Here is a 24,589-nt window from a genome sequence, read left to right as displayed (position 1 = left end):
GTAGGGGCTGTAAAGCCCCTTTATTTTTATTTTGCTTTAAGAGTTTTTTCAGGGAAACCCTTCTGACCATATTCTCCTGCGAAAAGATAATAATCTTTACCGTTAATAGATGCAGCAACGCCACCTGGGGTAGTGAATTTTGGACTGTCAGAACGGAAAATAATACCTGAGAAGTTAGTACTAGATTCATTGCCTTTAAATGGAATGAATACGTAACGAACTACTGAATAATCACCGGCAGGTAGATTAAGTTGAGGGATTTCAGATCCAGACGCTGGGCGAATAACCTGGAAGCTGTACATGGACTTAGTCGGCATTACGTCGGCAGCTGGCTTTGAAGGGAGGTCGCAGGTACTCCATTTATTCATCACTGCCATATCAATCTTGCATGAAGCCAGAGCCGCACTTTGCTTCGAAGGATTGAACCCGAGTGCCACCTGTGACTCTTTGGTGTGATTATAAACATATGCAGCACCGGCACGTACTAAGCTTTCATCGTTATAAGGAAGTTTTTTAGGGTTCGGGACAAAGACGACGTATTGGTTAACCTGGATATATTCAGCGTCAGAGGAGCTGTACATTGATCCCAAACTCATAATACTTAATCCACTGAGCCCTCCTGTAACATAGCCCATAGAGCCACTAATTAGCAGTTTGGAAAGCAAGTTATCTGCATCGCCACCCGGCTGGACTGTTTCTTCATTAAAAGTAACGTCAAAACCGGCCAAAGAGTAAGCATTTTTGGCTACCGAGTCTTTAGAATTAGCATGCCAGTAGAGCCCATGAGTGTCGCTGTGCTGTGCAGAATTCGGGGTTTTACCAGCATCCCGGGCACAACCAACCAGCGATGCACTGGCAACAAAAGCAGAAACCAGAGATACAAAACGTTTAGTTTTCATTTGAGACCCTTCTTTGAATGATTTTTTTGTCTAGAAGCATTATTTCATACTCGTCAGTTTCTCAAACAACCAAAATGCAGAAAAAATGAAAAAATGTGAAGCGAACAAAAACCAGCCTTGTAAAGAAAAATCCCTCTAAATTAAATCGTATAATCAGTGGGACTAAATATTCAGAGGCTTTTATGGGTAAACCAACAGATGAGCAAAGGGTCATCATTGAAAATGCAAACGCAAATAATATGGTTATTGCAGCACCAGGGTCTGGGAAGTCATTTACGATGATCGAGGCTGTGATCTCAATCCTCAGGCAGTTCCCATATGCCAAGGTTGGAATGGTCACATTTACTCGCGCTGCAACAAATTCATTGGCTGAAAAGCTGAAAAGTCGGTTAAGTAAAAAAGACCAGGATAGGGTGCTGGTAAATACTTTCCACGGCTTTATCCGGATGCAACTGGACATGGTCAACTGGAAGGGCAAGATGCTGATTAGCTCGGCACAGCGTTCTGTAATTCATCGTGCGTTAAAGGAGTCAGGCGCGCCTTTCCGTTACCCGGAAGCTGAATTTGCTATTGATGCGATTGGAAGGGAAATGGATACAGACATCATTTCAGTTCGCCATACGCGTCAACAAATCCACTTGTTCAACACATACCAGGCAATATGTCAGAAAGACCACGTAGCTGACTTAAATGCACTCTCACGTTTTGTCGTGGGCCAGATGCACTCAGGAAAAATGCAGCCACTAAATTTGACGCATTTAGTTGTAGATGAGGTGCAAGACACCGACTCGATTCAGTATGCCTGGATCGCACTACATACAAGGGGTGGTGTTAACACGAGCATCGTAGGGGATGATGATCAGGCAATCTATTCTTTCAGGGCCTCCGGCGGGGTAAAAATATTCCAGCAATTTGAAAAACAATTCAGGCCAAACATATTTTATCTAAATACCTGTTTCAGGTGTGAACCAGAAATTCTTAAGGTTGCAGGGGCATTGATTGAAAAAAATGTTTACAGATACGTTAAGGATCTGCGTTCAGCTAAAAGTGGTGGTGGAAAAGTTAATTTCCGCTCATATGTTGATATGGATGAACAGATTCAAGGCATCCTCAATCTAATTAACCAAGACCCAAATGGCTGGGCAATCCTTAGCAGAGGTAATGCACATCTTGATCAGCTTGAAAGCCTCATAGAGCAGCCGGTTCTTCGTTATGGAGGCAAGTCCTTTTGGGATGAGAAAGAGACGAGCGACGTACTGCATCTGATGGCTTTCTTTCGGCAGTCCAACGATGTTCGATTAATGAAGAGGGTGCTGGCGCTTTTCGGTGAAAATGAAGAAGTTTTGGATCAAACAGCATTTAGCATGAAAGGGAGAAAAGTAACTTTTGGTGAACTGAGCATCCCAGATGCAAGTTCCCTGGAAACAAGAACACTTCACTCAAACTTCACCCGGTTTACACAGGAGACTCGGGATAAAGTTGAAATCGAAAAGCGCTTCGCAAATCTGATTAAATGGATGGAATTGTCATCAATAAAAATGAGGACTCAGAAAGGTTCACCTTCACTGACACGAATTGCGTTAGATACCTGTAAGCAATGGGCTGAGAAAAATGGCTGGCAAAACATGATAAATCGAGCTGCGGCGATGTGTTTGGGGCCTAAAAAGAAGGATGAGGAATATACGCCGGATAAAGTAGTTTTATCGACATTGCATGGTTCGAAGGGGCTAGAATGGAAAAAAGTCATTATTATGAGTTGCAATGCTGACCAGATCCCAAGCAAGAGATCAGTGGGGCAGGAAGCGATTGAAGAAGAGAGAAGACTTCTATTTGTAGGATTTACACGAGCAGAACAACAGCTGCATGTAATGTGGTACGGTGATCCGTCCTTCTTTTTAAGCGAATGCGCCGAAGAAAAATTGAAAGAGGCAGCGAATATGAGAATAGAATCAAATTTAACAGAAGAATTTTCCAATCAGTATTTACAATAATGACTCTATGTTGTATAAGAATATTGAGCTTTGTATTATCGCTCCCACATTTCAAGTAACTGACAAAAGTTACTTTGCGCATTAAGCGCGGATTCAGCCGTGAAAAGCGGCCAGCTTACTTAAGCTGCAAGGCACCACCGGCAAAATGTCACCTTTGTCGCTGGTGCCTTTCCTATGCCCGTAAAAAGGCAAACCGAATTTACCAAATCGTAACTAATTTAGCTCTTGATTGAGCTATTTTCGTTGCGTACTTCTAATGCCAGAAAGTATAAATCAGGCGGTTCATAGCTTACGGGAGATGAATGACAGGCTTTGCCTTTGTGTTGGAATATTCCATTATTCCTTCCTTCTTACTATATATAGGTGACCCCAAATGTCTAAAAGCAAAGCACGCAGTAAAGCCCTTCTTCTGGCCTTCGCCGATCTGATTCCGGATATGGACAAGGCAGTTAACAAGAAGTTATTGGAATCTCTGATTATTTACTCAGGGCATGATAATGACCTTATTGTTATTTTGAATGAAGACGGACCAACTATAATTGAACTGAACTCTTTAAAATCGGTTTCTATGCTGGCCCAAAAGCTTTCAGCTTTTTCAACTTATTATCATGTAGAAATGCAGCAAATTCATGTCAATCCAATTGACTTTGAGAAGGCTTATAAGCTACTCAAAGAAGCACCTGCAATTCCCATGTTTAAAACTTTAGCTGAACTGGATAAGTTTTTAAATGAAGAGTTTGAAAAGTATGGGTTGAACACATTCCTTGATGTGGATGACCTAGATTATTCACTCGATAAATCCAGAGAGTTAAAAAATGATCAGTTGATTGCCTGGGTTTCTGAAATTATTGTGAAGCGCGATAAATTAGCATTGCGTAATCGCTTTAATGAAGTGACAAAGGCACATTATGAAACTGTAGATGCATTGTATGCAGCCGTCCGTCCCTTAATGAAAGAATTAGGTTTTCCTGATGAACTCATGCTACATACCTTTAGTGAATTGAGCGTTTTCGATTCCAAAGGCTGGGACCATGCTATCAAATCTAAAATTGAATTTCTCACAAAACGAGAAGCGCAATATTTAGATGACAAAATGAAGGCAGAAAAACGGCAGTTAACAATTGATGAACTTTTGACTCAAGTCAATAGCGCTAAAACAGCTAAAGAACCAAGACCTTTTGGTCAGACGTTTTGTTTTGCTGTTCTTGGCATGATGTCATTGATGTTCATTGTAAATAAATTTATTTAATCCTGTTAAGGGGGAACCCTGACAGGGCTTCTCTTTGATTAAAATGAGGAGAGAAGAAATGTCACATCTTGAATATGTTAATGAAGTTAAAGTGTCCGGGATAGTTATCAGTGCAATGGAGAAAGAAATGACTGACGGTAACGTTGGGTTATTAATAAAGCTCAAAAACAGAATGAAGACTGAAATTAATGGTGAAATCGCTGAGAGAGAATTTTCTATTCAAATCAAAGTGTCACCAGAAATGTATTCAGGCTGTTTCACTGGTATAAATCAAGGTGATGAGTTAATGGTCTCCGGTTATCTTGTTGTGGATATTGTCACGTTGGAAGGGAGAGAGCACCCTCTTGACTACATGAGAGTCGTTGCAACAAGTAAGTTAGCTCACATACCTAAACCCCCCAAGGGTTTTGGGCAAAGTAGCTTTAGACAGATCTGACATTTAAACCACCCTAAAGGGGAGAAATCCCTTCATGGGAGATCTCCCTTTGGAGGCCCCATGAAACAAAAAATTAGCTCGACATCATTTATTGGTAAACAAATGGATTTTTTCTCTATATTCGATTTTGAAGAAGAGGAAAATGAAATAATACCCATAGTTGAGTCTCCGCTTGAATATATAAATAATGCAATAGCCCAAAAGCAAAGCATGCAATCAGAAGAAAAACATTCTGGCCCGGAACTGGTGCCTCATGTGTCGGATGATGTTGCATTGCTAGGTCATTGTTCCAAATTACTCAACAATCAAATTCTGCATGGAATTAGTTTTGCTTCTGAAACTGATTATCTCTTCACTTTAGAAGAATACAATGCAGAATTAGGTGGTCTGGTTATCGACTGGGCTCCTGAAGATGTATATCAGTTATACGTCGTCGCAATGGAAGAGTCGTTGGAAAACGTTAAATATCTTGTCTTTACAAAATCACTCTATACAACTGATGAATTCGGAAATATCAAAGTGAATCCGCTTCTTGAAGCAGAAACACGTTGGTATATGTCGCAGTCATTTGAGCTTACATGTGCCACTCATGGTATAGATGCTATTGAGTTTAGGTCAGAGCTTAAAAAAAGCTTGTATGAATACACGCACAGTTTTGAAAGTGAAAATGTTAAATTATCTCAATATCATCAGGATAAAGAGATTATTTTGCATGATTGTAAGGAAGATATGGGATGGGATATCTTTTTCGACCGTGACTATTTATTGGCAGAAAATAAACTGGCAGTAAAATGGACTGATCGGGATATAATGGATGTCTATTCTAAAGCATTTAAATCAACAATTAATTTGTTTGAAAAACTTGTCGTAAATAACAAGTTAACATTAAGGGATACATCAGGTTGGGTTATCGTAAACCCTACATTTGAGCGCCAGTTCGAATGGATTGAATCTGAAGTATTCGAAATTGTAGGGACTCATCTTGGTTACAACGTTGATGCTATTAGAAAACAGATGGTTACAGCGTGTAAGATGACCTTCAACTAATATGCCACTGGCAAACATCTGCCAGCGGGCGGTGTTTGCATTTTACCGGAGTTTTAAAAATGACTAACGCCGCAACTATATTAGAAACCGAAAATTCATTACTGGAAGAAAATATTGGTAATCTGTTACCCGCAAATGTTATATCTACAAAAGCATATGCGAATAAGGAACAATATTACCTGGTTAAGGCCAAAGATTTGTTTGGTATTCCTGAAATGTCCGAGGATATGATAGTTCCAGTATTTAAACGTTTATCTCCACATCGTGCAAACCTGAATAAGGATTATATACCGAATGCTCGTATACTTGAGCAAGTAGTACAATTGCTCGTAAGTAACGATATAGATTTAAGTGTATGCCTGAAAGGGGAGTCTGGTTCTGGTAAGACTGAAATGGCAATGTACATTAGCCATATGCTGAATTGGCCGCTAACCATAAAGCAAATCAACAGTAATATTCGTGCTGATGAACTTGAAGGTGAGCGTAGTCTCATTAACGGAAACACCAGTTTTGTGCCCAGCGAGCTTGTAACGGCGTTTCAGGAAGGCCACCTCATTCTTCTGGATGAAGTGGACAAGATTGACCCTGATACCGCCGCGAAGCTGCATATGCCTATAGAGCGTAAGCCCTGGTCACTAGCCGCCAACGGTGGCGAAGTGGTTAATGCCAATAAGTTTACGCGGTTTATGGGTACAGCAAACACAAACATGAGTGGGGGATCTCGTAAGTTCGTTTCATCACAGCGGCAGGATGCAGCGTTTATTAAACGCTTCCTGATTGTGGAGATGGAAAGGCCTTCAGAGGTTGCATTAACCAACGTTTTGCTTAAACGCTACAATAGCCTGCCTATGCTGGTAATTGAAAAATTCGTTTCGGTAGCCGTTGCAGTAAACAACATAGGAACTGAAGACAGTGTAATGGATATTCGTCAGCTTGTGGCATGGGTTGGAACGTCGATGACGTTAAAGACCATGTCCTTACTGGATACGTTTAAAATTGCTTTTGCGTCGGCTCTGCCTGCACATGCCAGTGGTATGGTGCTGGAAGCCATCGATTTAAAACTCGGTGACGATAAGAACCGTACAATGGAGTATTACACTGCAAAAAAGTAGTTATAGATGGGACGAGTTATCAGAAGGCTGAATGCCTTGTGACAGACTTTGCTCATCTTTCGTTTTACGGTTTTTTGAGTGCAGACGGGGATGAAACTTTCGCGATTGCACAGGAAGGAAATCAATATATAGGTCTTAAGCAGCACAATAATGACTATTCATTTATTTGTTATCAAGATTGTGACAAAGATATGGAAGCCATGATTAAGGGCCTTGAATCAAAAGGATTCATGTATCAAGGAAGTATTCAATCGACGTCTGTCGAGAGTGAATTTCCTGGAATTCTTTTAACAACACTTGAGAAGTAATAATCTTAACCCTATCGGGAAATCTTTCCCGACAGGGAGGTTTTCCCATTTTTTTAATCTGGAGAAAACCTATGACTTTCAATACTTCTAAACTTAATAAAGTTTCCGCTAAGCAAATCTGTGATAACTTTGTAAAAGCACATCCTGATTTGTTGGAAGGTGCTGTTATAACAAAAATCGAAATCAGTGGTTGTCAGGGCTCTCGGCGTACCGATAAAATCGAACTGTCCTATGGCGGCGATGATATAACGGACCAGAAGAGCGTGTCTAAAAGTGAAGTTCGCTGGATAGACATAAAGGCACTGAGTTTCAAAAGCACTATCACTAGTCGAATTTCAACACTCTGTTCACGGTTGTGTATCCGCTATAGCAATATGTGGATTTTGCCTGTCGAAAGAATGGAGGAGTTTCTGGAAGAGGCACAAGAAATTGAACGTGAATTTCAAGCCGGTATCCAGAATGTGGTTGATAACTATGACACTCATATTCAGGCTGAGAAAGATCGCAGTCCGTTGATGTCAGATTTAATCGACCAGTTGAAATTAACGAAAGATGATTTTATTAAATCATTCCGGTTTAATCTGGCGCATTTCATTCCGTTTTCACCGATTAGTGTGGAGGGGGATGAAACACAGGACTTTTATCAGGAACAACTGATAATCGATTTGGCCGATGAAGCTATGAAGGTTTATGCAAAAATCAGTAAAAATGATAATTTGCGTTCCAGCACGATTGACCGATTAAAACAGATGCAAGATAAAATCATTAGCTTTATGTTCATTCATAAAGAGGCGGTTGTTCTTGCAGAAGCTATCAAGCACGTCATGAATAATTTACCCAAAGGCGCCATTTCTTCTCCCCGTGATGTTGCGGTGTTAAAGCAATGGTTCTATTTCATGAGTGATGCGTCAATGCTGAAACGTATTATTTCTGGTGAGCAGAAAGTAACAGATTGGCTGGATTCCATTACCCGGTCATTCAATATTGATTCACAGGATAATACGGCTAACTCTCAGAATGCTTTTGAGGATGATGTTTTTTCTTCAGCAAATGTGTTCAGAGAAGATCCGCTTGAAGAAGTTGAGAAAAACGCAGTAACTGCACCTTTGTCTGCTGTTGTCCCTGAAGAAGATGTTTCCCTTCAGGCCAGTGGTAGTAATAGTGCTTTTAACAGCGAACTCGAACTGAACGGCTGGTGATTTAGTCTTGTAAAAATAACCCCAGATGGGTACTTCACCATCTGGGTGAGTACCCTTTATTAATTAAAGGTACTCAAATGAAATTTGATTTGAAATCTTCACCCCGCCATATTCAACGCCTGACGAATATAGCCAGCGTGATAAGCGGTATAAGTGGTCTTAATGTTGTAATAGACAATAAGGTACATACACCTTATTTCAACAGCGAAAAGAACGTTTGTGTATTACCTAATGGTGATTATAGCGATGAGAAATTCGTCAAGCTAATTGAAGGGTTTATATGTCATGAAGCTGGACACGGTCGCTATACAGAACATGAAGTATACCGTGAAGCTTTTGTTGGGGAACTGATTAATGCAGATGGCTTCATCAGTATAGATGATAAGCTGAACGCTGAATTTCAAACCCTTAAACAAAAGAAAATCGCATATGCCAGGGCTTACCGTCTACATGGACTTATTAATCTCTTTGATGATGTCCAGATGGAAGAGAAAACGGGTATTAACTATCAGGAGGCAAAAAAGCGCCTCGCGGTAAGTTATGCCTTGATGGTTGAAGCTGGGCGAATGACGGTTGATGTTTCTTCAAGCCCTCAAAACCCTGTTCAGTTTATTGAAATGTTCCTGCTTAATACATTGCGGGTTAACGTTCTCCAGCAAGAAGGGCATAAAGAAACGCTTGATCCATTTTTCGATTATGCAAAGAAAATCCTTGAGCCTGTAATTTTAGAAGTTGATGAGATTATTCATCAGGCTCTAAGTTGCAAAAGTACGCAAAATTGCGATTCTCTGGCGCGTAAAACCTTGGCTCTTTTAGAGCGTTTACGGGATGAAGCCAAAGAGAAACAGCAAGAAGAGGATCAGAATAAAGACCCGCAAAACGACACAGACAATTCATCTGGCTCTGAGAATGAACCTGATTCCGAAACCAATGGTGACAACCAGGGTGAAGGGGATGGAGATTCCGAAGAGCAAGACGATGATGCTGGTAATGGTAAAGCACCTATGGAAGATAATGAGCCGTCAGAGCAATCTAAAGGGGATGAAGAAAGTGCTGAGAGCGGTAACGGTGAACCTGATGGAGAGCCCGAAACCGATGAATCGGCTAACCCTGACTCGTATGATGCTGACGGAACTCCTTCCCAAATCGACAGTTCCAATGGAAATCCTTCCGATGGGGAAAGTAACTTTTCTCCTGAGCAGTGGAGTATCCTTGCCAAATTGCTGGATGATTTTCTTAACAGCGATGAGGAAAGTGAAGATTTTCATGAGGCTCTTGCAAATGAAATCTCCGTAATTGCTGCCAGTGTGTCGGATGAGGTTAAAGCTGAATTTGGTGCAAATGAGTGGGATCTTCCAGATTTGCTTATTGATCTGAATGTCTACAATGAAGCATTAAATATCAGTCAGACTCTTGGGGCAGACTTATCTGTTTTACAGCAGGTAAAAATGCGTGGTCAATTTAAAACCCGTGATAGAGGCTTGTCATTCGACATTAATCGATTGATCCAGTCTCCGATGGGTGTGAGGGATGTATTCCGGTCGCAAAGCGAATCTAAAAACCGGGGCCACGTCGGCTTGGTTATTGTTCGTGATATTTCAGGTTCTATGATTCTGGATCACCGTTATATCCACGCAATTAAGACTGACCTTGCATTAACTTTGGCGATTGAAGCTAATTCAAAAATGCACGTTGCTAATGTGATTTATCCGTTTGTCGACAAAGACTTTGAAGTTATCAAAACGTTTGATGAAAACGCGGAAGAGACGCTTTCAAAATTTTCACTCGGCTGTAAAGGGAATAATACCCCAACGGGTTCCGCCTTAATGGCTGCTGTAGAATTGTTACTTGAAAGCCAGTTTGACAGGAAAATTGTTTTCCTTATTACTGATGGTTATCCGACAGAGTCTGATTACACCATTAGTGATGTTCTTACGGTAGCTGAAAGTAACGGTATTGAAATCGCTGGTGTAGGCATTAAAACTGATGAGTTAATTGGTTTTGATGAGGGCACCTTCGTAAATGTTGATGATATTTCTTTACTGCCGAATGTGGTCAGTAAATTAGTACATCAAATTCTATCTAATTAACTCTACCCAATCGGGGCAAAATGACGCCCGGTTGGGTCGTTTTGCTCCCTGAAGGATTAAGGAGCAATATATGACTCAGATAAAGACTTACCGTGTCGAGTATGAAAAAGTCGGGATGATGCATCGTGTCCGTATTTTTGGTCGCATGGGTGAAGTTGTCAAAAGTGAATTGCCAAAAGAAGTAATTCTCCGGGATGTATCTATACCGGAGGGTAATGTAAAAATGGCAACATCAATGGTTGATGGTTTTATCCAGCGTCTTGAAAATAATGGCTTCAAGTCTGAAGCGTAATTGTTAAGGGCCATTATGGCCCTTATTCTTAGATTCTGCGTTGTGGGTTTCTCCCTGTTTTCTGCATCGCAGAGGGCATTGAGAAACCCACAATGCCAGATAAGAGAGAACAAAATGACTTATGCATCACCGGCTGTTAAGCGTACACCACATGAAGTATCTGAGCACTTTATTAAAATGGTTCACGCTCGTGTTGCGGAAGCCTCTGGCTGGCGCTATGTATTCGATAGAATACCGGCATTTAAAGATGCTTGTGATAAAGCACCTAGCCAGGTTCCTTGCCCCTTCACCGGGGACGGGAAATCAAAGTTCCGTTTCCGAAAAAAAGACCTCTATACCGGTTGTGCTATTCACAATGATTTCCCTGTGAATGCATTTTGTGACGGTATTGATGTGCTGGCAGAGTATTACAAGTTGAGCAAAACCCAGACTTGTAAGAAGATCTTGACTGATTTCTTTGGTATGGATCTGTACGCTCCGTTAACTGATGCGGATCTCGAAAGTGAACGGCGTTATAAATCAACAGTTCGTGCAACCGAAACGCTTGATAGCGATGAAGTTGAAAAACGGCTGCGTAAACTTGAAGTGTTATATCACTATACAGGTGAAATCAAGCCAGGGAGTCCTGTGGGCATGTATCTCCGAAATCGTGGTCTTAAACGAATTCTGAGTAATCTGCCTAAGGATCTTGGTCTGAACAACCGACTTTACTATATGGATAAGTCACTAGAGAAACCGTCAACTTACCCGGGAATGATCGCAATTTATCGTGATACACGGGGACGTCCTCTGACAATCCATAGAACGTTCGTAGAGAAAAATGGTGATAAGGCTCGGGTAGAGAATCCGAAACTGATGATGAAACCGCCTGCCGATATGACCGGCGGCTCAATTCAGCTGTACGACCCACACTACAACTCAGGTACCCGTACCTGGACGTTAGGTGTGGCTGAAGGCATAGAAAACGCGCTGTCAGTAACTGAAGCGACTTCAACACCGTGTTGGGCTGCGAGCTCTGCCTGGTGTCTTGAAAACGTTGAAGTGCCGGATAGTCTACTGCCTCCTCCGGATGTGAAAGAAATACAGTTTTACGTCTGGGCGGATAAGGATGTTGTGAATTCAAGAGGCGCTTGCCCGGGTATGGAGTCAGCAATACGACTTCAGGCCCGAATGGAAGAGTTTTTTGCAAAGCGATATCCCACTTCAGAGCTGACAATTAAAGTCTTTGAACCAGATTTCGATATTCCTGAAGGGACGAAAGGAATCGACTGGAACGAAGTATTGAAATTAACAGGACCTGATGGCTTCCCAGTAAAATGGGCTCCTGAATGTCTTGCTCAGCTTTAAACCCGATAACTCCCCCGCCTTTTTAGGTCGGGGGGGGTTATCTCTTTAGTGTTTAATTTCATAAATACTAAACAGATAATTAGATTTCCTTCGTGAAAATCACCTGTTATTCAGGTTTTTTTTACGGCTGAGATGCTTGCTCAGTTAAATAAATGTGCGGTACATCTGGCTACGGTCGGTTGTATGACGTGGTATATCCATATAACTCAAAACCCCTGACGGGAGTATTACCGTTAGGGTGATGCTCATCGTTTAATATAAGAGAGCATTGTTATGAAAACTGAAAATCAAGACTTATTTAATAAGTTTGCTGCTGTGATTTCATCTCGTATCGTTGAGCAACCATCATCATGCTATTATCTTCATGATAGTGAAGTTGACCTTACGATTTTAAAACACAGCATAATAGATAAGGACAAAAACCTGTTGTATGTAATTCGCCCTTCAGGTACATGTTTGTTACGCTGTGATAAATATTTTTTTCCGAATTACTATCTTACCTGTCGTGGAGATTATAAAGCATTCATTTATGTGCATTTTAATCTTGCTACAGGAAAAGCGGAAGATATCACGTGGCAACAAGCTTTAGAAGTTTTGTCCAAACCGGGAAGGCCCCCATTGAGAGGTTCTCTTGGAAGATTTGATTATTTAAAACTTGTGGTTGATGATCTTCGTACCCGTGGTTATGCCGATTTTCTACCGGCATATAATCTGGATGGACTTCGTCATTTTGCAGTAAAGGATGAGCGACCATCTCTTGTCAGTTATATCGACAATGTCATAGCTCTTTGCGCATAAACATATCACATATTTTAACTACATCCCTGATGGCCAATCCCATCGGGGGGGCCCTCAGCATTTAACCTGGAGGCCTTATGAAATTAGCTACAGATCTTGTCAATGCAGTTCTGATAAAGGATGGTGTTGTACCGGTTTCCATTACTGAGATGCCTGTACAGTCTCTTGTAAATCCTTTGACACAAGTGCATCTCAGCCTGTACCTGAAAACAACGCATTTATCGCGGTTCGTCCCTGACTATGTCGAGACTCTGAAAGATTGTCCGGTATCGTATGATATCGGCCTTGAACTTCAGCAGTGTATCAGCAGTGCTGAATTGCTCTGCGAAGACATGGAATCGCTTGAATTTATCTCTGTATGGATAGAACTCTATACGTGTAATTCAAAGCAACAACGGTTTGAGGAAAGTAACTTTTCTCTTCGTTCCGAAGATATCGAGCTGGCTAAGATGCTAGCTTGTTCCCATGATCTCTTGATTAGCCAGGCTGCTTGTTTCTGGCTTTTATATTTTGATGACTTCATGAGATATGTGCGTAATAGACTCTGTACTTTACTCAGAGAAGTTTTAATACTGATTGCCGGACTGCGGAATGCATTCTTGCACCGTAATGAAGATCAGTTAATTAAGAGAGTGAAGTACGGGAATGAAATGCTGGAGGTAACTCTTAAAGCTATTGCACTATGTTCAATGGACCGGTATCTGAAATCATTTACCTCTTTACGAACAGAAGCGGCAGCTTCGGGTTTTATCAAATGTGTTAAGTCTTATATCAGTACAGGGTGGAGACATGGTTATATAGTCTGTCACTATTATCGAAATGGACAGTCTCTTGGTAAGTCATTACCACTTTTTATAAGTGAGACGTCTGAATACAGTATACAGAAACGAGTAAATCGTCTTATATCTTCCACGATATCAGGGCGAAATAAAGATTTAGGTCTTTCTGATTTCTGATTAACACTACCCATCTGGGGATTACTCCCCTGATGGGCGTAATCCCTTTTTATAACGAGAGGATTACATGAAAATTATCGAGAAAATCATTAATGCATTTCTGATGTCACGCAATCACGCTGTGAAGGTCAGCAATGTTATCTGCTTAACTGGTTGTGACGGTAAATTTACTGGTATACGCTGTGACGCCGATGTTTCATTTGATTTTCTTCATTCGTATGCTAACGCATACAGTTCAATATTTTTAGATATCCCGTTCCCTGGGTTCGAAGACCAGAACATTACGGATTGTGTTAAACGTCAGTTAGATGTAGTGAAAAATAAGCAGAATCGGTCTTTCTTTATTGACCATATTAGATTCCCGGTTACTGTCAAGGAAGGATTCACTCTACAGCGCGGTGGTAGTTACGACGTGACTGATAGTGAATATAACAAGCAACGATTGCTGCATTTAACTCGACATGGACGTTTTGGTGAAGACTATCTCACGTACAAAGAAGGACTGAGTCCCTTCTTTTCATTTGTGAATGTAGAATTACATGAAACTATGAAGGAAGGTATTCGTTTAGCACTTGATGTTTTAAATAAGATAACAACTGACCAACCTGACCGTCTTATAAAGGACTTTAAATATCATGACTGTTACAATAGTTATAATGTTCAAATATTTTGTAAGGGGTTGCCAGTTGATATTCTGGAAACGATGATCGCACCTGACTTTTTGTCATCCGACATGTCTGGTAGTCGTCAGATCATCAAAAATGCACGCCGCTATCTTAAAGGCTTTGCCCACAGTAATCGTGTTTACATGAAGTACGGTTGGCGCTTAGCGGATATCGACACGTCTGATTATGCTAAAGTCATGTCAGATAAAGAAATGCATGCCAGAGATGATCTTAAAATGTTTTGCGGTGTCTTTGTTAAAGAGTGCTTCGCATCCGGAAAAGATGAATACGAAGCCTACCTTCAAGAAAGACAACACGCTATTCGTTACGGGTATTAAAACTTATTTTCAACTTATCTAATCCCTGAGGGAACTCTTCCCTTGGGGAGAATTCCCTCTTAACCGAGGGCAATAAAATGAAAGCTATTTATAAATTAATTGAAGCGATGCTGGTGAAGATGGGTTTTGAAGGTGCTGCGATCCAAAGTGTCAATCTGGAAACCGGAGTCATTCAGAGTCTTGTTGTGAAGGTTGATATTCCAGTCCGGACTTTAAAACCGCATTTAATGCGTTATCTGCGCGACTGGGAGCCTTTATGGGGCCCTGACGTGGATAACCATCCTGTTGCACAATATTGCTCAGGAGCTGCGTTGTTGAAGGCTGGGCCGGTCACTCTTGAAACCTTGCAGTTTGAGGTTTCAGTGTCAGCAGCTCACCTGCGTCTTGTTGATGTTGAGCCAGACTGGCTGAATGAAGGTGTGAACCGTGAAAAACTGGACTATGTCTATTATCGTTCCAGCAATGCAGACAAGGATTTAATCCTTGGTATGGTTGAAAACGGTCACAATTTCATCAGCCATCTTCATGGCCAGTTACGGTCACGCTTATCTCAGGTTCTTCCGCTTATTTTCGCAGTTACAGAAAAGGTTGCGGAAAGTTCAGTTCCACAAGTGTTAACCAGGTTCTTCAGTGTTGACCATCAAATCAATACTCAGATAGTAGTTGAACCGGTACCCGTTTCAGTTGCAGACCAGATAATTTCTGCCAACTGGGATGTGAGTAGTATTTCTGGGGCTGACAAGTTCCTGAACCATGTTAATCGTTACCTGTCGGGTAGGGTGATGAAGCGGCGCATTTACGCTGTTATTGAATCTTGCAACGATGGCCCTTTAACTCTCGACGCGAATCTAGGTTGCTTTACTTCACCTCTTCTCGTCACTGAGTACAAAATGGTTCAATCGCATTCTTCATCGCTGTACAGAAAGGCTATAAATAACTCGCTTAAGCAAATCAATTCGTATGCTCCAGAGCATTCGGATGATCTGCTTTACATGTAATTAATAAATAACCCTAAGGGAAGCTCAATCCCTTTAGGGGATGCTTCCTTTATTCTTTCAAGAGGAAGTAGATATGTTTAATGAAAACGATGATATAAATTTTGTTAGCGCCATGCTTAAAAAACAACTTGGTCTGACAGTAATTCAACAGGATATTAAACTGTTTGATAAGTCTAATTTCTTTGAACAACTCTCATTCAAAGCAGAAGTGGCGACTGATGATTTGTTATTCTATCTTGATTCATATATCGAAGAGTTGATAAAACATAAAGCGCCGTATTCTGAAACCGAAGTTCTCCGGAATAAAATCAAATACCTTTTTAAAGTATATGAAAAGTCTGGGTTTCAGAAAATAACAATTCGTGGTTATCATAATGCGCATAGCACTATGAAATTTTTCGATATAGCAACATCAATATTGGCGGCCTCAGAATCGTTGCCTGAATATGATGAATTTCAGAAAGGTCTCAGAAAGGAAATTTATCAGAATAGAATGAGTGTTGACGGGAAAGTTCTTATTGCCCGGTATGCACTGAAGCAATTTTTCCATTCTGATTTTGGCGACTTTATCTATGAGTTTGAGAAAAAAATAACAGAGTGTCTATTTAATTCTCTTCAGGTTATCAAGTCTGTTAAAAATTCATTTCATAGTTTAGGTCAATATCAATATCACCGTCGTGTAAATCATGAACTGATGTTGCATCTTGAGCTGAACACTGATGAATACCCGGCTTGCATGCCTGATCTTTACATTGGTTTCAATGAGTCTGAAGGCACGACGGGGGCGTATTGCGATGATGAAAAACTCATTCGTCTTTATACCTGCGTAAGTTCCGGACACGATGTGCCGGTTATGATGAACGTTCGTTTCACTGGCAGTGATGGGAGTGTTAAGTGTGAATCCTCGCACGGAACCTTCTCTTCTGTGGGACCTTGTGGCCGAGTACAAATCTGTGACAGAGCAGCGTTGATCCATGAAGCGATTGAAGAGTTTCGGGACGGTGTTTAACCGGTCCTCATTCTCACCTCATCGTAAAAAGTAACTTTGTTCGACTAAATGATTGCGTTCACTTTCCTGTTTAACTGGCAGGATAGAATGATTTAGAAAAACATATTTTTATCCACCCACTGGGGAAGTTGCTCCCCTATGGGGCACTTCCTTTCAATTTTCCTGAGGAAGTGAAAATGACTAATTATACTGATAATCAAAACTACGTTCGTGCAGTACTGGCAGACATTGGCATTGATTTTGATGAGACAGAGATTCATATCAATGTCTCTCACTGCCAGGGCGACGAGGTTTCTTTTTCTTGCAGTATATCAGCCAGTGAATTAAGACAGTCTGTGGACCATTATGCGGAAACGCTTAATGCTACTCAACTGGATGGACTGGATGCTAATACCCTCAAGAAGCGCCTGGTTTACTTCCTTGAGGTCTTCGACCAAGTTTCCGGTCAGTATCTGGATATCTCTGGTAAACACTACGCGACTAGCCGCTTTGAATACGATGATGTCTGTTGTGATATCCTAAGTCTTTCTGCGGATAGCACACAACCTGGTGGCTATGATCGTGAAGAATACAAAAAACTGATGGAAGTTGATGGACAGGTTTTAATCGCCCGTTTTGCACTGGAACAATTCTGGAATACGCATTTTATTGGGCTTATCAACTATGTATCAGATGAAATAACATCCGGTCTTCATGATGCTTATCGCACTTTCAGTGATATAAGCATGGCCGCTTATACATTTAGTGAGTATTCATATTCACGTCGAATTACCGACGAACTGAGTCTGCATATTTCACTTCAAGAGGACGATTTCGACGATCAATTAACCGATTGTTATATGGATGAAACAACGCTGCCGTCCGGCAAAGTAGTTTTACGTCGTAATAATGAATCGATTATTGATATTTATGAAAGTTATGCTGCAAAATCTTACTTTCATATGGTTGCTCATGTTCGAGTCCTTGATCAAGATGGTGAAGTCGTTAATGAACTTTACCAAGGGGTGAATGTATCTGAATTGACTGGTGGCCGGGTTAAAATCCATGACCGTCAGGATCTAATTTATGAAGTATTCTCCACATTACGTAAACTCATCCCCGCTACAGAGGTTAAAGTCTCCGTTGCGGCATGAGTGCTGAAGATAGTTTTATATCTTCAGTTTTTTATACTCCCAAGAAGGCACGGTTATCCGTGCCTTTTTTTATTCCTCAAATCTGTTCTTTAATCCGCTATATTTCAACGTACTCATTGACCGATATGATTAACTGCATTGCTCTCCGGTCACAGCTCTTCATAAACCATCCGTTACCTTCCGCATCAACTCCAATCCAAAATGACACTCTTTCTGCTGCTTCCTTTCCTGCTCCGGTTAGTTTCAATTTTTTGACACGTGTTTCCGTTTCCGGCCGCAATCAGTCTACATGCTGGAGACTGCATAAATAAAATTTACTTACTTTGTTTTAGTTTCGCGAAAATAGGTCTCTTATCCGAAAAATGGAACGATAGAGATTTGTATACTGTTTAAAACAAAGGAGTGACTATGCCTGCCACCATAAGTCTGAGCAATATCCCTGTGAACTCGGTCTTTTCCCACGACCAAAGCCAGTTCTCTTATCGGCATGTTGATTTCAGTATTGAGTTGCTGCTTTCTTCGGGAAGTGACTCACAGCTGGAGTATCTTTTTCTCAAACCGGCAGCTGAAGTAAAGGCCGATCTACAGCGTCGTTTAGGCCGTGGGGAACTCTTTGTGACAACAGACAGTTGCGACAATTTTAGCGAAGTCTATGGCTGTATGGGACACGATTGCTGAGGGCTTTATAAAGGCAGGCGTCCGATTTTATAACAATACGAGACACAAGCACCTAATGATGACTGAATCGTTCTATGACTGGGTTGTGTACTGCATCACGGGCGTAATAATGGCGTCGGCGCTCCTCGAAGGAAAAAGAACCCGTTTCCCGGCTGCATTTTTTTACGGAAGCATTGTGCTTCTGGTTGTTTTGATTGTGGCCGGTGGCCTGAACTGGTGGTTTTACCGGTCAAAATTCGGCTCAGTCGTCGTTATTTTTGCTGCTACAACACTGTTAATGACCCGATTCAGGATGGTCATTTATGCGCTCAGGTTTCGGTCGCTGGTTGCAGGTCTGCAATCACACGTTAACAAGGGGTTCAGGATAATCCTCGTTTTACCCGAAAATGAGGACGAGAAGATCGTATTAATGAGCATGTTGTCTAAAAAAATACCCGCAGGCGCGTTGTTTTATACCCAAACTGCTCTGGGTCCATATTCAGGGGATCTACTGCATGCATTGGGACAAAAGCATCTTATGGGCGAAGGTTACCTGCTTCTCTGTGAGCAACAACTTCCTGCCCGAACCTGGCTAAGCACTGTGGAAAACGGTGAACCAGAGACGTCTCTTGCAGTCAATTTTCATTCGATCCCTGATATGGAGTGATACCCCTATGTACAATACCGATTCACAGACCGTACCAGCTGACACCCTGTGTGAAAGCAGTTCTCAGGTGAAAATTCAGTTAAGTCGAAGTGCCTCCCGGGCGCTGACGACGGCGAAAGAAATTCTTGAAACCCGGGGACTGGAATCTGTATCAACTGAAGATCTCGTTCGGGCATGCCTCGAAGAAAATCATCCTCTCGATCTGGCCAGCATCTATCTTGAGCATCGACTAAAACAGAAGGGGACCAGCATCTGCGAATTTTAGCGTTTTGCAACCTATTGGGGAAAATCCGGAATGTGTTTAAATAGCTGTAAATAAAGCAATCTACAGGTAAATCATGAAAAGCAATCTTCATCCTTTTGGAGCGTCTGGCACGAAACGAGTACTCAAAACGGACATTGCGTTGTCGCTGCTCTGTTGGATGTTTACCAGTCCCTTTAGCAACTGGACCGAAAAATATTTTACCGGCACAGAGGTGCCTGAAGCACCGATGCCCGAGTTGGGTCAGGCACCTGAGGCTATCTTTCGATTTGTGCTTAATGATGATGGTTTTGATGTTGGTTATGACGCTGTGGGTATGGATCTCTGCTGTTTCTCTATCCCACTATCTGCAATGCCAACAGTAAATCTCGACGAAGAAGAGACGTTATCCAGGCTGACTGGCGAAATGATCCACGGCGTACTGCTTTCTCTGCCTGAGTACCTTGAGATGCCAGACAGGCTTGTCTATCAGCTAAATGATGAGGTAATGGCGTTCAATTCACACTGTGGCAACGGAATTCTCCATGGATGGACGTCAGCGCAAGAGCTGTGGCGAAACGAGATCTTGCCACGCACACCTATTTTGATGCAGCACACCTCAGTCATTCACTGAGTTCCGGGGGCTCTGGATGAAAAAGCGACTTTACCTGTTGGAATGGAAACTTTGTGAGACACGAGCCTGGTTAGGATGGATGGTTTTTTGGTTGATCATCAGTTTTATGCTGTTATCTGCGATGTTGATGACAGGGCATTTGCTAAACAAGTTTGTCCTAGCGCCCGTCTGGCTGTTTATCTGGTGCTCTCCCTGGTTATGCTTCTTGTTGAAGGTACGCGTGACCGAGATTGATAAAGGGCTGGTGAATACCCTTCAGCTCGGAGGTTTACCGGTTTGTCGGTGGAGCCGTCCTGTAGTTCCCGGCATTTGGTCTGTTGATCGAATGAACGGCCGCTACAGGCTGAACCGTATTGGCACGGATGGCCTAACGGTACATTATCCGTGGCGCTTGCATTATCAGCCTTTGTTCCTGACTCCGGATAACCAGATTTCTGATATTAACGGGGGTAAACATGAATGAAAAATATGACGCTGTAGTGAGTGCAGCTACCTCCTGTCTGTTGTATGTCCGTGAAAACGGAAGGTCAGGCCTCGGGGAATGCCCGGTGGCGTATTCGAATGAACTCATCAACAGATGGCTTAGTTCGGCTGAACGTCGTAATTTGCATTCTCGTCAGTGTTTGCGTTCGATCCGAACCATTCTGAAGCAAGCCAGAAAGTGTCGTCAGCCTGATTTTAAGAGCGTGATGCATTTGCTGGTGGAAGGTAATGGCGTTATCCCGGATGTTACAGTATCGGATTTGGGTAATGTGCAGAGTATACGAAATGAACTTATTGGACTGGGCTGGTGGGTGAAGTTCGGTGTACCGCTGGACTGGCAGCGTATCAATCTGCAACACAGGCCTGTCAGTTTTGGCCTTTTGTCCGACCTTAATCGTTGTTTCAGGCATGACGGCCAGCAGGCTGAACCTCTGCCCCTTTATACAACAGGCAATTCCGATGAACTGCGGAAGGTGTTGGAAAAGTACAGCTACCGGCTGCGTATCGCATCTTCAGAAGTGGTTGAGGATGTAACGGTGTTGCGCTGTTTTATTGAAACCGGAGTGATGAATGTCCAGTGAAAATTTACCTTTCTACCGTGATCGGATTCTGGAGCGAATTGAACAGCTCAGAGCCTTTCTGAATAACCATCAGCCGGTGATGGCGGAACTGATGACTGTGGGGGCCGTCACGCGCCACGAAGAGCGGCTGAAAGAGGTTACCCCAATTGAGGTGAGTACTATTTCTGATGCCTCTGTAGATGACATTATCCGTGTATTTCAGGATTTTTGTATCGATGACATCGATGTACTCAGCAGGAATTCAACGAAAGTAACGACCAAATATCCGGGGCTGATTATTGTTCCTGAGGGTGCCGAACTGCTGAGCAGAATTATTCGCGATATCAACGACGCCAAAACTGACTTTGCCTCAGCTATGAAAAGGGTAAATGATCAGAAACACATCCGCTTTGAGGAAGTTCACCGTAAACTTCCCGGCCTTGTGACAGTGGCGTCTACTCGCAAAATTATGTTTGTGGAGGCACGGCTTAAAAAAGTTACTTTTTGCTGGCGACTAAACCGGAACCAGGTAAAAACCAACGCCAGTGAGCTCATCGCGATGCTGGATAAGCGTCGTACGGCAGCGGTCAAATCGCCAGCGACCACTGACCTGACAGTGGTTGCGAACATCGATAGGGCGAAGGCATTACTTGAAAGAAAGGTCCTACAAGACGGGGATGCGTTACGTCTTTGTCGGACCAATACCTTCCCGGTTCCGATCGCGCATCTGTTCTCATACCGTCCTGAAGGCACGGAGCGTGGAAGTAGCAAATACGCCGAGACGGATTACAAGGTGGTGAAAGCCTCACTGCCCATTTTCGCTGTTGGACAAAAGCCAGCATTTAAAGGTCTTCAGAACTGGGTGCCTGCGTCGGATGACGCACCGTCAAATGCACGAAGGATCAACCATAGCTACACGGAGCTTGTACCCGGTGCGGATCTTGGCATTTTCATTATGAGTAAGGTCTGAGGAGAAAAGCATGCAATGGATCTCCACTACCAGCCAGAAGCTCGATGAGAGACTTTATCGTGTCTGTGTCTGGGTGAAAAAATACCACGAGGACGCTATTAACCGTGTTGTATTGACGGTGGATCTCAGTAAAGCCCGACATGACCCGGGAGAGGATAAGGTACGGTCCGAGTTACTGTGTGGCCATTACTTTCTCATGAGGAAGGAAAACAATGCGAAATCGGCGCCAGCGGATCAAAACTTTGAATTTTTACCTGACGGCCGCAACCTGAGCTGGCAGACGTCGACCCCGGGGCTTCAGCAGCTTCTGCTGAACAATAATGTACCGGAGTCCCTCAGGACCCTGGCTGATTATATTCACATACGTCTGACCAAACTGACAATGGTCCCGATGTCGGGAACCATAATGAAAGCTGCACAGGAAGACAGTATCAGCTGGGTGAAAGTGGATCTGCGATATTTCTGGCAGTATGAACTGGTTGATTCCCATCTGGGACCTGTCCAGGTGTCTCATAAGGCGCTTGTGCGTTTTGGCCGTCTGGCTAAACACGATGAAAATGCCAGCGCTATTCGTATGCTTCGCCAGCGGTTGTCATCACCATTTATTCAGGAATATGAGATGCCTGAGGAGGAGCTGAAGCGTAAGCAACAGATCATGAATACCGCCGATGTGAAAATGCTTTTTCATGCTCATTATCCGGGGCAGAAATTGCTGTTGGCCCGGTATGCCAATGGCTGGGTGCTGGTGGATTGTTTCCTGTTCCACCATATCAAACCCAAAAAGAAGGCGAAAAACAAAACCAAAGCAGGCAAATCAGAAACACAAAATATAAAAACGACGGGGAGTGAGGATCATGGAACTGGGCATTATGGTGTGCATCGTGTTGTTACTCTCACTGGCAGCGGTGTGGATCAGTAACAAGGCGGTGGGATTACTGGAAATCCATTATTTTAAGCGACCGCTGAGCATGGAATATGCGGCGTGGCTGAGGGTGATGTGTGCCGGTTTGTTGTTTATTTTTATCCAGATGGCCCCGGCATTCACGTTTCTGTATACGCTTAAGCTGGTGGCACTGTTAAACTTGGGTGTGCAAACTATGAAGCTTAACGGCGTTTATAAAATGAAACGCACAGGTATGCTGCCGCCGAAAGACGCCCTTCAGGATCTGAACCGGTTTAATCCTTTCCGTAAGAAATAACCCTCAGCAGCGCCCGCATGGGCGCTACTCATCCAGCGCTCCGCGCATGAATTGCGTCATCGCTTTTTTACCAGCTTCAATGTTACGGATATAGCGTGAAACCATCTCCGCGTTGCTCCAGTTACCCATCTCCATGATCTGCAAGAGCGTATACCCGGCATGAGCAAGTTCGATGGCACCGCCTACGCGGACGCTGTGACCGGTCCAGCATCGGGTGCCCGTTTCCTGCGGATGAAGCTCTTCCCAAAGCGCTTCAAAGGCCCGGAGTAGCGTGTTCTTACTAAGCATACCCTCATCCTCGACGGGAATGGGTTCGCCATTTCCCCCGAGCGGGGTTCGGGTAGGCAGATAGGGCATGTTATGGTTTCTCAGCAGCGCATTGATTTCGTTACCCTGGCTTCGTAAACCCCATTCAGGTGGCATATATCCGTTATCCTGAAAGTTAACGGCCTGAAAGAGATAGTCCTTCGGATGGCTGTATTGATCCCTTCCGACCATACCCATCAGCCTTCTCAGTGTGGCTGTGAGGTTAGGGGTCAGATGATAGGTGAGCAGGGTACTGACAGTGGATTTTGTCCGGTATACCGTCAAGGTAAAGCTGCCGGTCTTTTCATCCAGCACAAGGTCTTCCATCCGAATTCGCCTGATCTCCGCTGAGCGAAGCAGTGTTTCAAACCCTGTCCAAATTAGGCAAAGGTCGCGGAGTTTGCGCACCGACTGCGTCGTACTGTGTGCTTTAATCAATGCCTTTAGATCCGTCACCATGAATGGCGTAGCCTGGCGGGTAACTTTCTGCTTTCGGGCTTCAGCCTGTTCGAGGGCCGCAAGAATATAACCCACTTCAGATGTGATGATCCCAGGCTGATCGAGTGCTTTCCTTTGGATACTGTTCAGGGCATGCAGGCACCCTTTAATACTGCTTCGTGACAGTGACTTCTGAAGATGGTCTAAATAGGCCAGCAGTGGAGTTTCAGTCACCGGGAGAGAGCTGGCGGGCCAATCTTCGTTCACCTCCTTTCCTGCATTTGCCTGATACCACTCATTCCAGGAACGCAGCCAATGGAGATACGTCTTAGCCGTATGGTATTTCAGGTGAGAAAAATAGCGGATGAGGCGCATCAGTTGCTTGTCATTAACTTTAACCGTAGACAATTGTTGATGGAGATCGTTGTCTGCAAACCGTCTGGTTACTGGCTGGCTATTCATTGTGTCCACCTGAATACACTGTTTTTATTTACAGCCATTTTAGCATTGCGGTACCTGCTTATGAACAGGTTCCGGGCAACAAAAAAAGGGGGCCCGCCAGTTCAG

At 43.0% G+C, this 24,589-nt stretch carries 27 protein-coding genes; 25 read left to right on the top strand and 2 right to left on the bottom strand.

All coding sequences use genetic code 11. The annotated features are described in order from the left end of the window. Positions 1-26: 26 nt before the first annotated feature. Complete coding sequence (locus C2U54_RS27030; RefSeq protein ID WP_015063126.1) at positions 27-899, bottom strand: hypothetical protein; 873 nt, start codon at positions 897-899, stop codon at positions 27-29. Positions 900-1,081: 182 nt separating this feature from the next. Between C2U54_RS27030 and trhI the strand changes: the two genes are divergently transcribed. The 25 genes from trhI to C2U54_RS26900 all read left to right on the top strand — a co-directional run bounded on the left by trhI (position 1,082) and on the right by C2U54_RS26900 (position 23,278). Further along, positions 1,082-2,890: an IncHI-type conjugal transfer helicase TrhI gene (trhI, locus tag C2U54_RS27025; RefSeq protein ID WP_015063127.1), complete on the top strand. Its 1,809-nt coding sequence runs from the start codon at positions 1,082-1,084 to the stop codon at positions 2,888-2,890. A gap of 373 nt (positions 2,891-3,263) precedes the next feature. Then, complete coding sequence (locus tag C2U54_RS27020; protein WP_015063128.1) at positions 3,264-4,139, top strand: hypothetical protein; 876 nt, start codon at positions 3,264-3,266, stop codon at positions 4,137-4,139. Between the two features lie 58 nt (positions 4,140-4,197). After that, the gene (locus C2U54_RS27015; protein WP_022652171.1) at positions 4,198-4,575 is read left to right on the top strand and encodes a hypothetical protein; all 378 of its coding nucleotides are present in this window, start codon (positions 4,198-4,200) and stop codon (positions 4,573-4,575) included. A gap of 60 nt (positions 4,576-4,635) precedes the next feature. Continuing rightward, positions 4,636-5,622: a hypothetical protein gene (locus tag C2U54_RS27010; protein WP_022652172.1), complete on the top strand. Its 987-nt coding sequence runs from the start codon at positions 4,636-4,638 to the stop codon at positions 5,620-5,622. A gap of 59 nt (positions 5,623-5,681) precedes the next feature. Further along, the gene (locus C2U54_RS27005; protein ID WP_022652173.1) at positions 5,682-6,734 is read left to right on the top strand and encodes an ATP-binding protein; all 1,053 of its coding nucleotides are present in this window, start codon (positions 5,682-5,684) and stop codon (positions 6,732-6,734) included. 38 nt (positions 6,735-6,772) lie between these two features. Further along, positions 6,773-7,042 (top strand): hypothetical protein, encoded by a 270-nt coding sequence (locus tag C2U54_RS27000; protein ID WP_032610391.1) that lies wholly within the window; start codon positions 6,773-6,775, stop codon positions 7,040-7,042. Positions 7,043-7,113: 71 nt separating this feature from the next. Further along, positions 7,114-8,241, top strand: coding sequence for a DUF3150 domain-containing protein (locus C2U54_RS26995; RefSeq protein WP_015063132.1), 1,128 nt, complete (start codon positions 7,114-7,116; stop codon positions 8,239-8,241). Between the two features lie 77 nt (positions 8,242-8,318). After that, complete coding sequence (locus C2U54_RS26990) at positions 8,319-10,331, top strand: vWA domain-containing protein (protein WP_022652174.1); 2,013 nt, start codon at positions 8,319-8,321, stop codon at positions 10,329-10,331. Between the two features lie 70 nt (positions 10,332-10,401). Next, entirely contained in the window at positions 10,402-10,623 is a 222-nt protein-coding gene (locus tag C2U54_RS26985) for a hypothetical protein (RefSeq protein ID WP_015063134.1), read from the top strand. 114 nt (positions 10,624-10,737) lie between these two features. Beyond that, the gene (locus C2U54_RS26980) at positions 10,738-11,970 is read left to right on the top strand and encodes a DUF7146 domain-containing protein (RefSeq protein WP_032610499.1); all 1,233 of its coding nucleotides are present in this window, start codon (positions 10,738-10,740) and stop codon (positions 11,968-11,970) included. Between the two features lie 273 nt (positions 11,971-12,243). Next, positions 12,244-12,768 carry a hypothetical protein gene (locus C2U54_RS26975; RefSeq protein ID WP_022652175.1) on the top strand — a complete coding sequence of 175 codons (525 nt, stop codon included), beginning with the start codon at positions 12,244-12,246 and terminating at the stop codon, positions 12,766-12,768. 77 nt (positions 12,769-12,845) lie between these two features. Then, positions 12,846-13,724: a hypothetical protein gene (locus tag C2U54_RS26970; protein ID WP_015063137.1), complete on the top strand. Its 879-nt coding sequence runs from the start codon at positions 12,846-12,848 to the stop codon at positions 13,722-13,724. A gap of 67 nt (positions 13,725-13,791) precedes the next feature. Continuing rightward, a complete protein-coding gene (locus C2U54_RS26965; protein WP_015063138.1) occupies positions 13,792-14,727 on the top strand; it encodes a hypothetical protein in 936 nt (311 codons plus the stop codon). Positions 14,728-14,804: 77 nt separating this feature from the next. Continuing rightward, the gene (locus C2U54_RS26960; protein ID WP_022652176.1) at positions 14,805-15,725 is read left to right on the top strand and encodes a hypothetical protein; all 921 of its coding nucleotides are present in this window, start codon (positions 14,805-14,807) and stop codon (positions 15,723-15,725) included. A 73-nt stretch (positions 15,726-15,798) separates the two neighbouring features. Then, entirely contained in the window at positions 15,799-16,734 is a 936-nt protein-coding gene (locus tag C2U54_RS26955) for a hypothetical protein (RefSeq protein WP_022652177.1), read from the top strand. Positions 16,735-16,910: 176 nt separating this feature from the next. Next, the gene (locus tag C2U54_RS26950) at positions 16,911-17,867 is read left to right on the top strand and encodes a hypothetical protein (protein ID WP_022652178.1); all 957 of its coding nucleotides are present in this window, start codon (positions 16,911-16,913) and stop codon (positions 17,865-17,867) included. A 408-nt stretch (positions 17,868-18,275) separates the two neighbouring features. Then, on the top strand, positions 18,276-18,545 hold the full coding sequence (locus tag C2U54_RS26945) for a hypothetical protein (RefSeq protein WP_015063142.1): 270 nt from the start codon (positions 18,276-18,278) through the stop codon (positions 18,543-18,545). A 55-nt stretch (positions 18,546-18,600) separates the two neighbouring features. Further along, a complete protein-coding gene (locus C2U54_RS26940; protein ID WP_022652179.1) occupies positions 18,601-19,191 on the top strand; it encodes a hypothetical protein in 591 nt (196 codons plus the stop codon). Positions 19,192-19,198: 7 nt separating this feature from the next. Then, positions 19,199-19,456 carry a hypothetical protein gene (locus C2U54_RS26935; protein ID WP_015063144.1) on the top strand — a complete coding sequence of 86 codons (258 nt, stop codon included), beginning with the start codon at positions 19,199-19,201 and terminating at the stop codon, positions 19,454-19,456. A 73-nt stretch (positions 19,457-19,529) separates the two neighbouring features. Continuing rightward, positions 19,530-20,066, top strand: coding sequence for a hypothetical protein (locus C2U54_RS26930; RefSeq protein WP_015063145.1), 537 nt, complete (start codon positions 19,530-19,532; stop codon positions 20,064-20,066). 16 nt (positions 20,067-20,082) lie between these two features. Then, positions 20,083-20,529 (top strand): hypothetical protein, encoded by a 447-nt coding sequence (locus C2U54_RS26925; RefSeq protein WP_015063146.1) that lies wholly within the window; start codon positions 20,083-20,085, stop codon positions 20,527-20,529. Then, positions 20,522-21,130: a hypothetical protein gene (locus tag C2U54_RS27925; protein ID WP_015063147.1), complete on the top strand. Its 609-nt coding sequence runs from the start codon at positions 20,522-20,524 to the stop codon at positions 21,128-21,130. The genes C2U54_RS26925 and C2U54_RS27925 overlap by 8 nt, the downstream gene beginning before the upstream one ends. Then, the gene (locus C2U54_RS26910; protein WP_022652180.1) at positions 21,120-22,079 is read left to right on the top strand and encodes a DNA replication terminus site-binding protein; all 960 of its coding nucleotides are present in this window, start codon (positions 21,120-21,122) and stop codon (positions 22,077-22,079) included. The genes C2U54_RS27925 and C2U54_RS26910 overlap by 11 nt, the downstream gene beginning before the upstream one ends. Positions 22,080-22,089: 10 nt before the next feature. Next, positions 22,090-22,998 (top strand): hypothetical protein, encoded by a 909-nt coding sequence (locus C2U54_RS26905; RefSeq protein ID WP_022652181.1) that lies wholly within the window; start codon positions 22,090-22,092, stop codon positions 22,996-22,998. Then, positions 22,934-23,278 carry a hypothetical protein gene (locus C2U54_RS26900; protein ID WP_015063150.1) on the top strand — a complete coding sequence of 115 codons (345 nt, stop codon included), beginning with the start codon at positions 22,934-22,936 and terminating at the stop codon, positions 23,276-23,278. The genes C2U54_RS26905 and C2U54_RS26900 overlap by 65 nt, the downstream gene beginning before the upstream one ends. Before the next feature lie 24 nt (positions 23,279-23,302). On the opposite strand, the gene C2U54_RS26895 is transcribed toward C2U54_RS26900, so the two are convergent. Further along, positions 23,303-24,484 carry a tyrosine-type recombinase/integrase gene (locus tag C2U54_RS26895; RefSeq protein WP_015063151.1) on the bottom strand — a complete coding sequence of 394 codons (1,182 nt, stop codon included), beginning with the start codon at positions 24,482-24,484 and terminating at the stop codon, positions 23,303-23,305. Between the last annotated feature and the right edge of the window lie 105 nt (positions 24,485-24,589).

It is taken from the genome of Leclercia sp. LSNIH1 (genome assembly GCF_002902985.1).
Lineage (GTDB): Bacteria > Pseudomonadota > Gammaproteobacteria > Enterobacterales > Enterobacteriaceae > Enterobacter.
Note: the sequence above shows the minus strand (reverse complement) of the source record. Positions and strands in the feature narration are given on the sequence as shown.

Excerpts from the sequence above, each read along its gene's own strand:
- C2U54_RS26910 (WP_022652180.1), top strand. The coding sequence starts at position 21,120 with ATGTCCAGTGAAAATTTACCTTTCTACCGTGATCGGATTCTGGAGCGA.
- C2U54_RS26950 (WP_022652178.1), top strand. The coding sequence starts at position 16,911 with ATGACTAATTATACTGATAATCAAAACTACGTTCGTGCAGTACTGGCA.
- C2U54_RS26975 (WP_022652175.1), top strand. The coding sequence starts at position 12,244 with ATGAAAACTGAAAATCAAGACTTATTTAATAAGTTTGCTGCTGTGATT.
- trhI (WP_015063127.1), top strand. The coding sequence starts at position 1,082 with ATGGGTAAACCAACAGATGAGCAAAGGGTCATCATTGAAAATGCAAAC.
- C2U54_RS26980 (WP_032610499.1), top strand. The coding sequence starts at position 10,738 with ATGACTTATGCATCACCGGCTGTTAAGCGTACACCACATGAAGTATCT.
- C2U54_RS27015 (WP_022652171.1), top strand. The coding sequence starts at position 4,198 with ATGTCACATCTTGAATATGTTAATGAAGTTAAAGTGTCCGGGATAGTT.
- C2U54_RS26940 (WP_022652179.1), top strand. The coding sequence starts at position 18,601 with ATGATGACTGAATCGTTCTATGACTGGGTTGTGTACTGCATCACGGGC.
- C2U54_RS26995 (WP_015063132.1), top strand. The coding sequence starts at position 7,114 with ATGACTTTCAATACTTCTAAACTTAATAAAGTTTCCGCTAAGCAAATC.
- C2U54_RS26990 (WP_022652174.1), top strand. The coding sequence starts at position 8,319 with ATGAAATTTGATTTGAAATCTTCACCCCGCCATATTCAACGCCTGACG.
- C2U54_RS27925 (WP_015063147.1), top strand. The coding sequence starts at position 20,522 with ATGAATGAAAAATATGACGCTGTAGTGAGTGCAGCTACCTCCTGTCTG.
- C2U54_RS27030 (WP_015063126.1), bottom strand. The coding sequence starts at position 899 with ATGAAAACTAAACGTTTTGTATCTCTGGTTTCTGCTTTTGTTGCCAGT.
- C2U54_RS27010 (WP_022652172.1), top strand. The coding sequence starts at position 4,636 with ATGAAACAAAAAATTAGCTCGACATCATTTATTGGTAAACAAATGGAT.
- C2U54_RS26960 (WP_022652176.1), top strand. The coding sequence starts at position 14,805 with ATGAAAGCTATTTATAAATTAATTGAAGCGATGCTGGTGAAGATGGGT.
- C2U54_RS26925 (WP_015063146.1), top strand. The coding sequence starts at position 20,083 with ATGAAAAAGCGACTTTACCTGTTGGAATGGAAACTTTGTGAGACACGA.
- C2U54_RS26895 (WP_015063151.1), bottom strand. The coding sequence starts at position 24,484 with ATGAATAGCCAGCCAGTAACCAGACGGTTTGCAGACAACGATCTCCAT.
- C2U54_RS26965 (WP_015063138.1), top strand. The coding sequence starts at position 13,792 with ATGAAAATTATCGAGAAAATCATTAATGCATTTCTGATGTCACGCAAT.
- C2U54_RS27020 (WP_015063128.1), top strand. The coding sequence starts at position 3,264 with ATGTCTAAAAGCAAAGCACGCAGTAAAGCCCTTCTTCTGGCCTTCGCC.
- C2U54_RS26900 (WP_015063150.1), top strand. The coding sequence starts at position 22,934 with ATGGAACTGGGCATTATGGTGTGCATCGTGTTGTTACTCTCACTGGCA.
- C2U54_RS26905 (WP_022652181.1), top strand. The coding sequence starts at position 22,090 with ATGCAATGGATCTCCACTACCAGCCAGAAGCTCGATGAGAGACTTTAT.
- C2U54_RS26970 (WP_015063137.1), top strand. The coding sequence starts at position 12,846 with ATGAAATTAGCTACAGATCTTGTCAATGCAGTTCTGATAAAGGATGGT.
- C2U54_RS26955 (WP_022652177.1), top strand. The coding sequence starts at position 15,799 with ATGTTTAATGAAAACGATGATATAAATTTTGTTAGCGCCATGCTTAAA.
- C2U54_RS26945 (WP_015063142.1), top strand. The coding sequence starts at position 18,276 with ATGCCTGCCACCATAAGTCTGAGCAATATCCCTGTGAACTCGGTCTTT.
- C2U54_RS27005 (WP_022652173.1), top strand. The coding sequence starts at position 5,682 with ATGACTAACGCCGCAACTATATTAGAAACCGAAAATTCATTACTGGAA.
- C2U54_RS26930 (WP_015063145.1), top strand. The coding sequence starts at position 19,530 with ATGAAAAGCAATCTTCATCCTTTTGGAGCGTCTGGCACGAAACGAGTA.
- C2U54_RS26935 (WP_015063144.1), top strand. The coding sequence starts at position 19,199 with ATGTACAATACCGATTCACAGACCGTACCAGCTGACACCCTGTGTGAA.
- C2U54_RS26985 (WP_015063134.1), top strand. The coding sequence starts at position 10,402 with ATGACTCAGATAAAGACTTACCGTGTCGAGTATGAAAAAGTCGGGATG.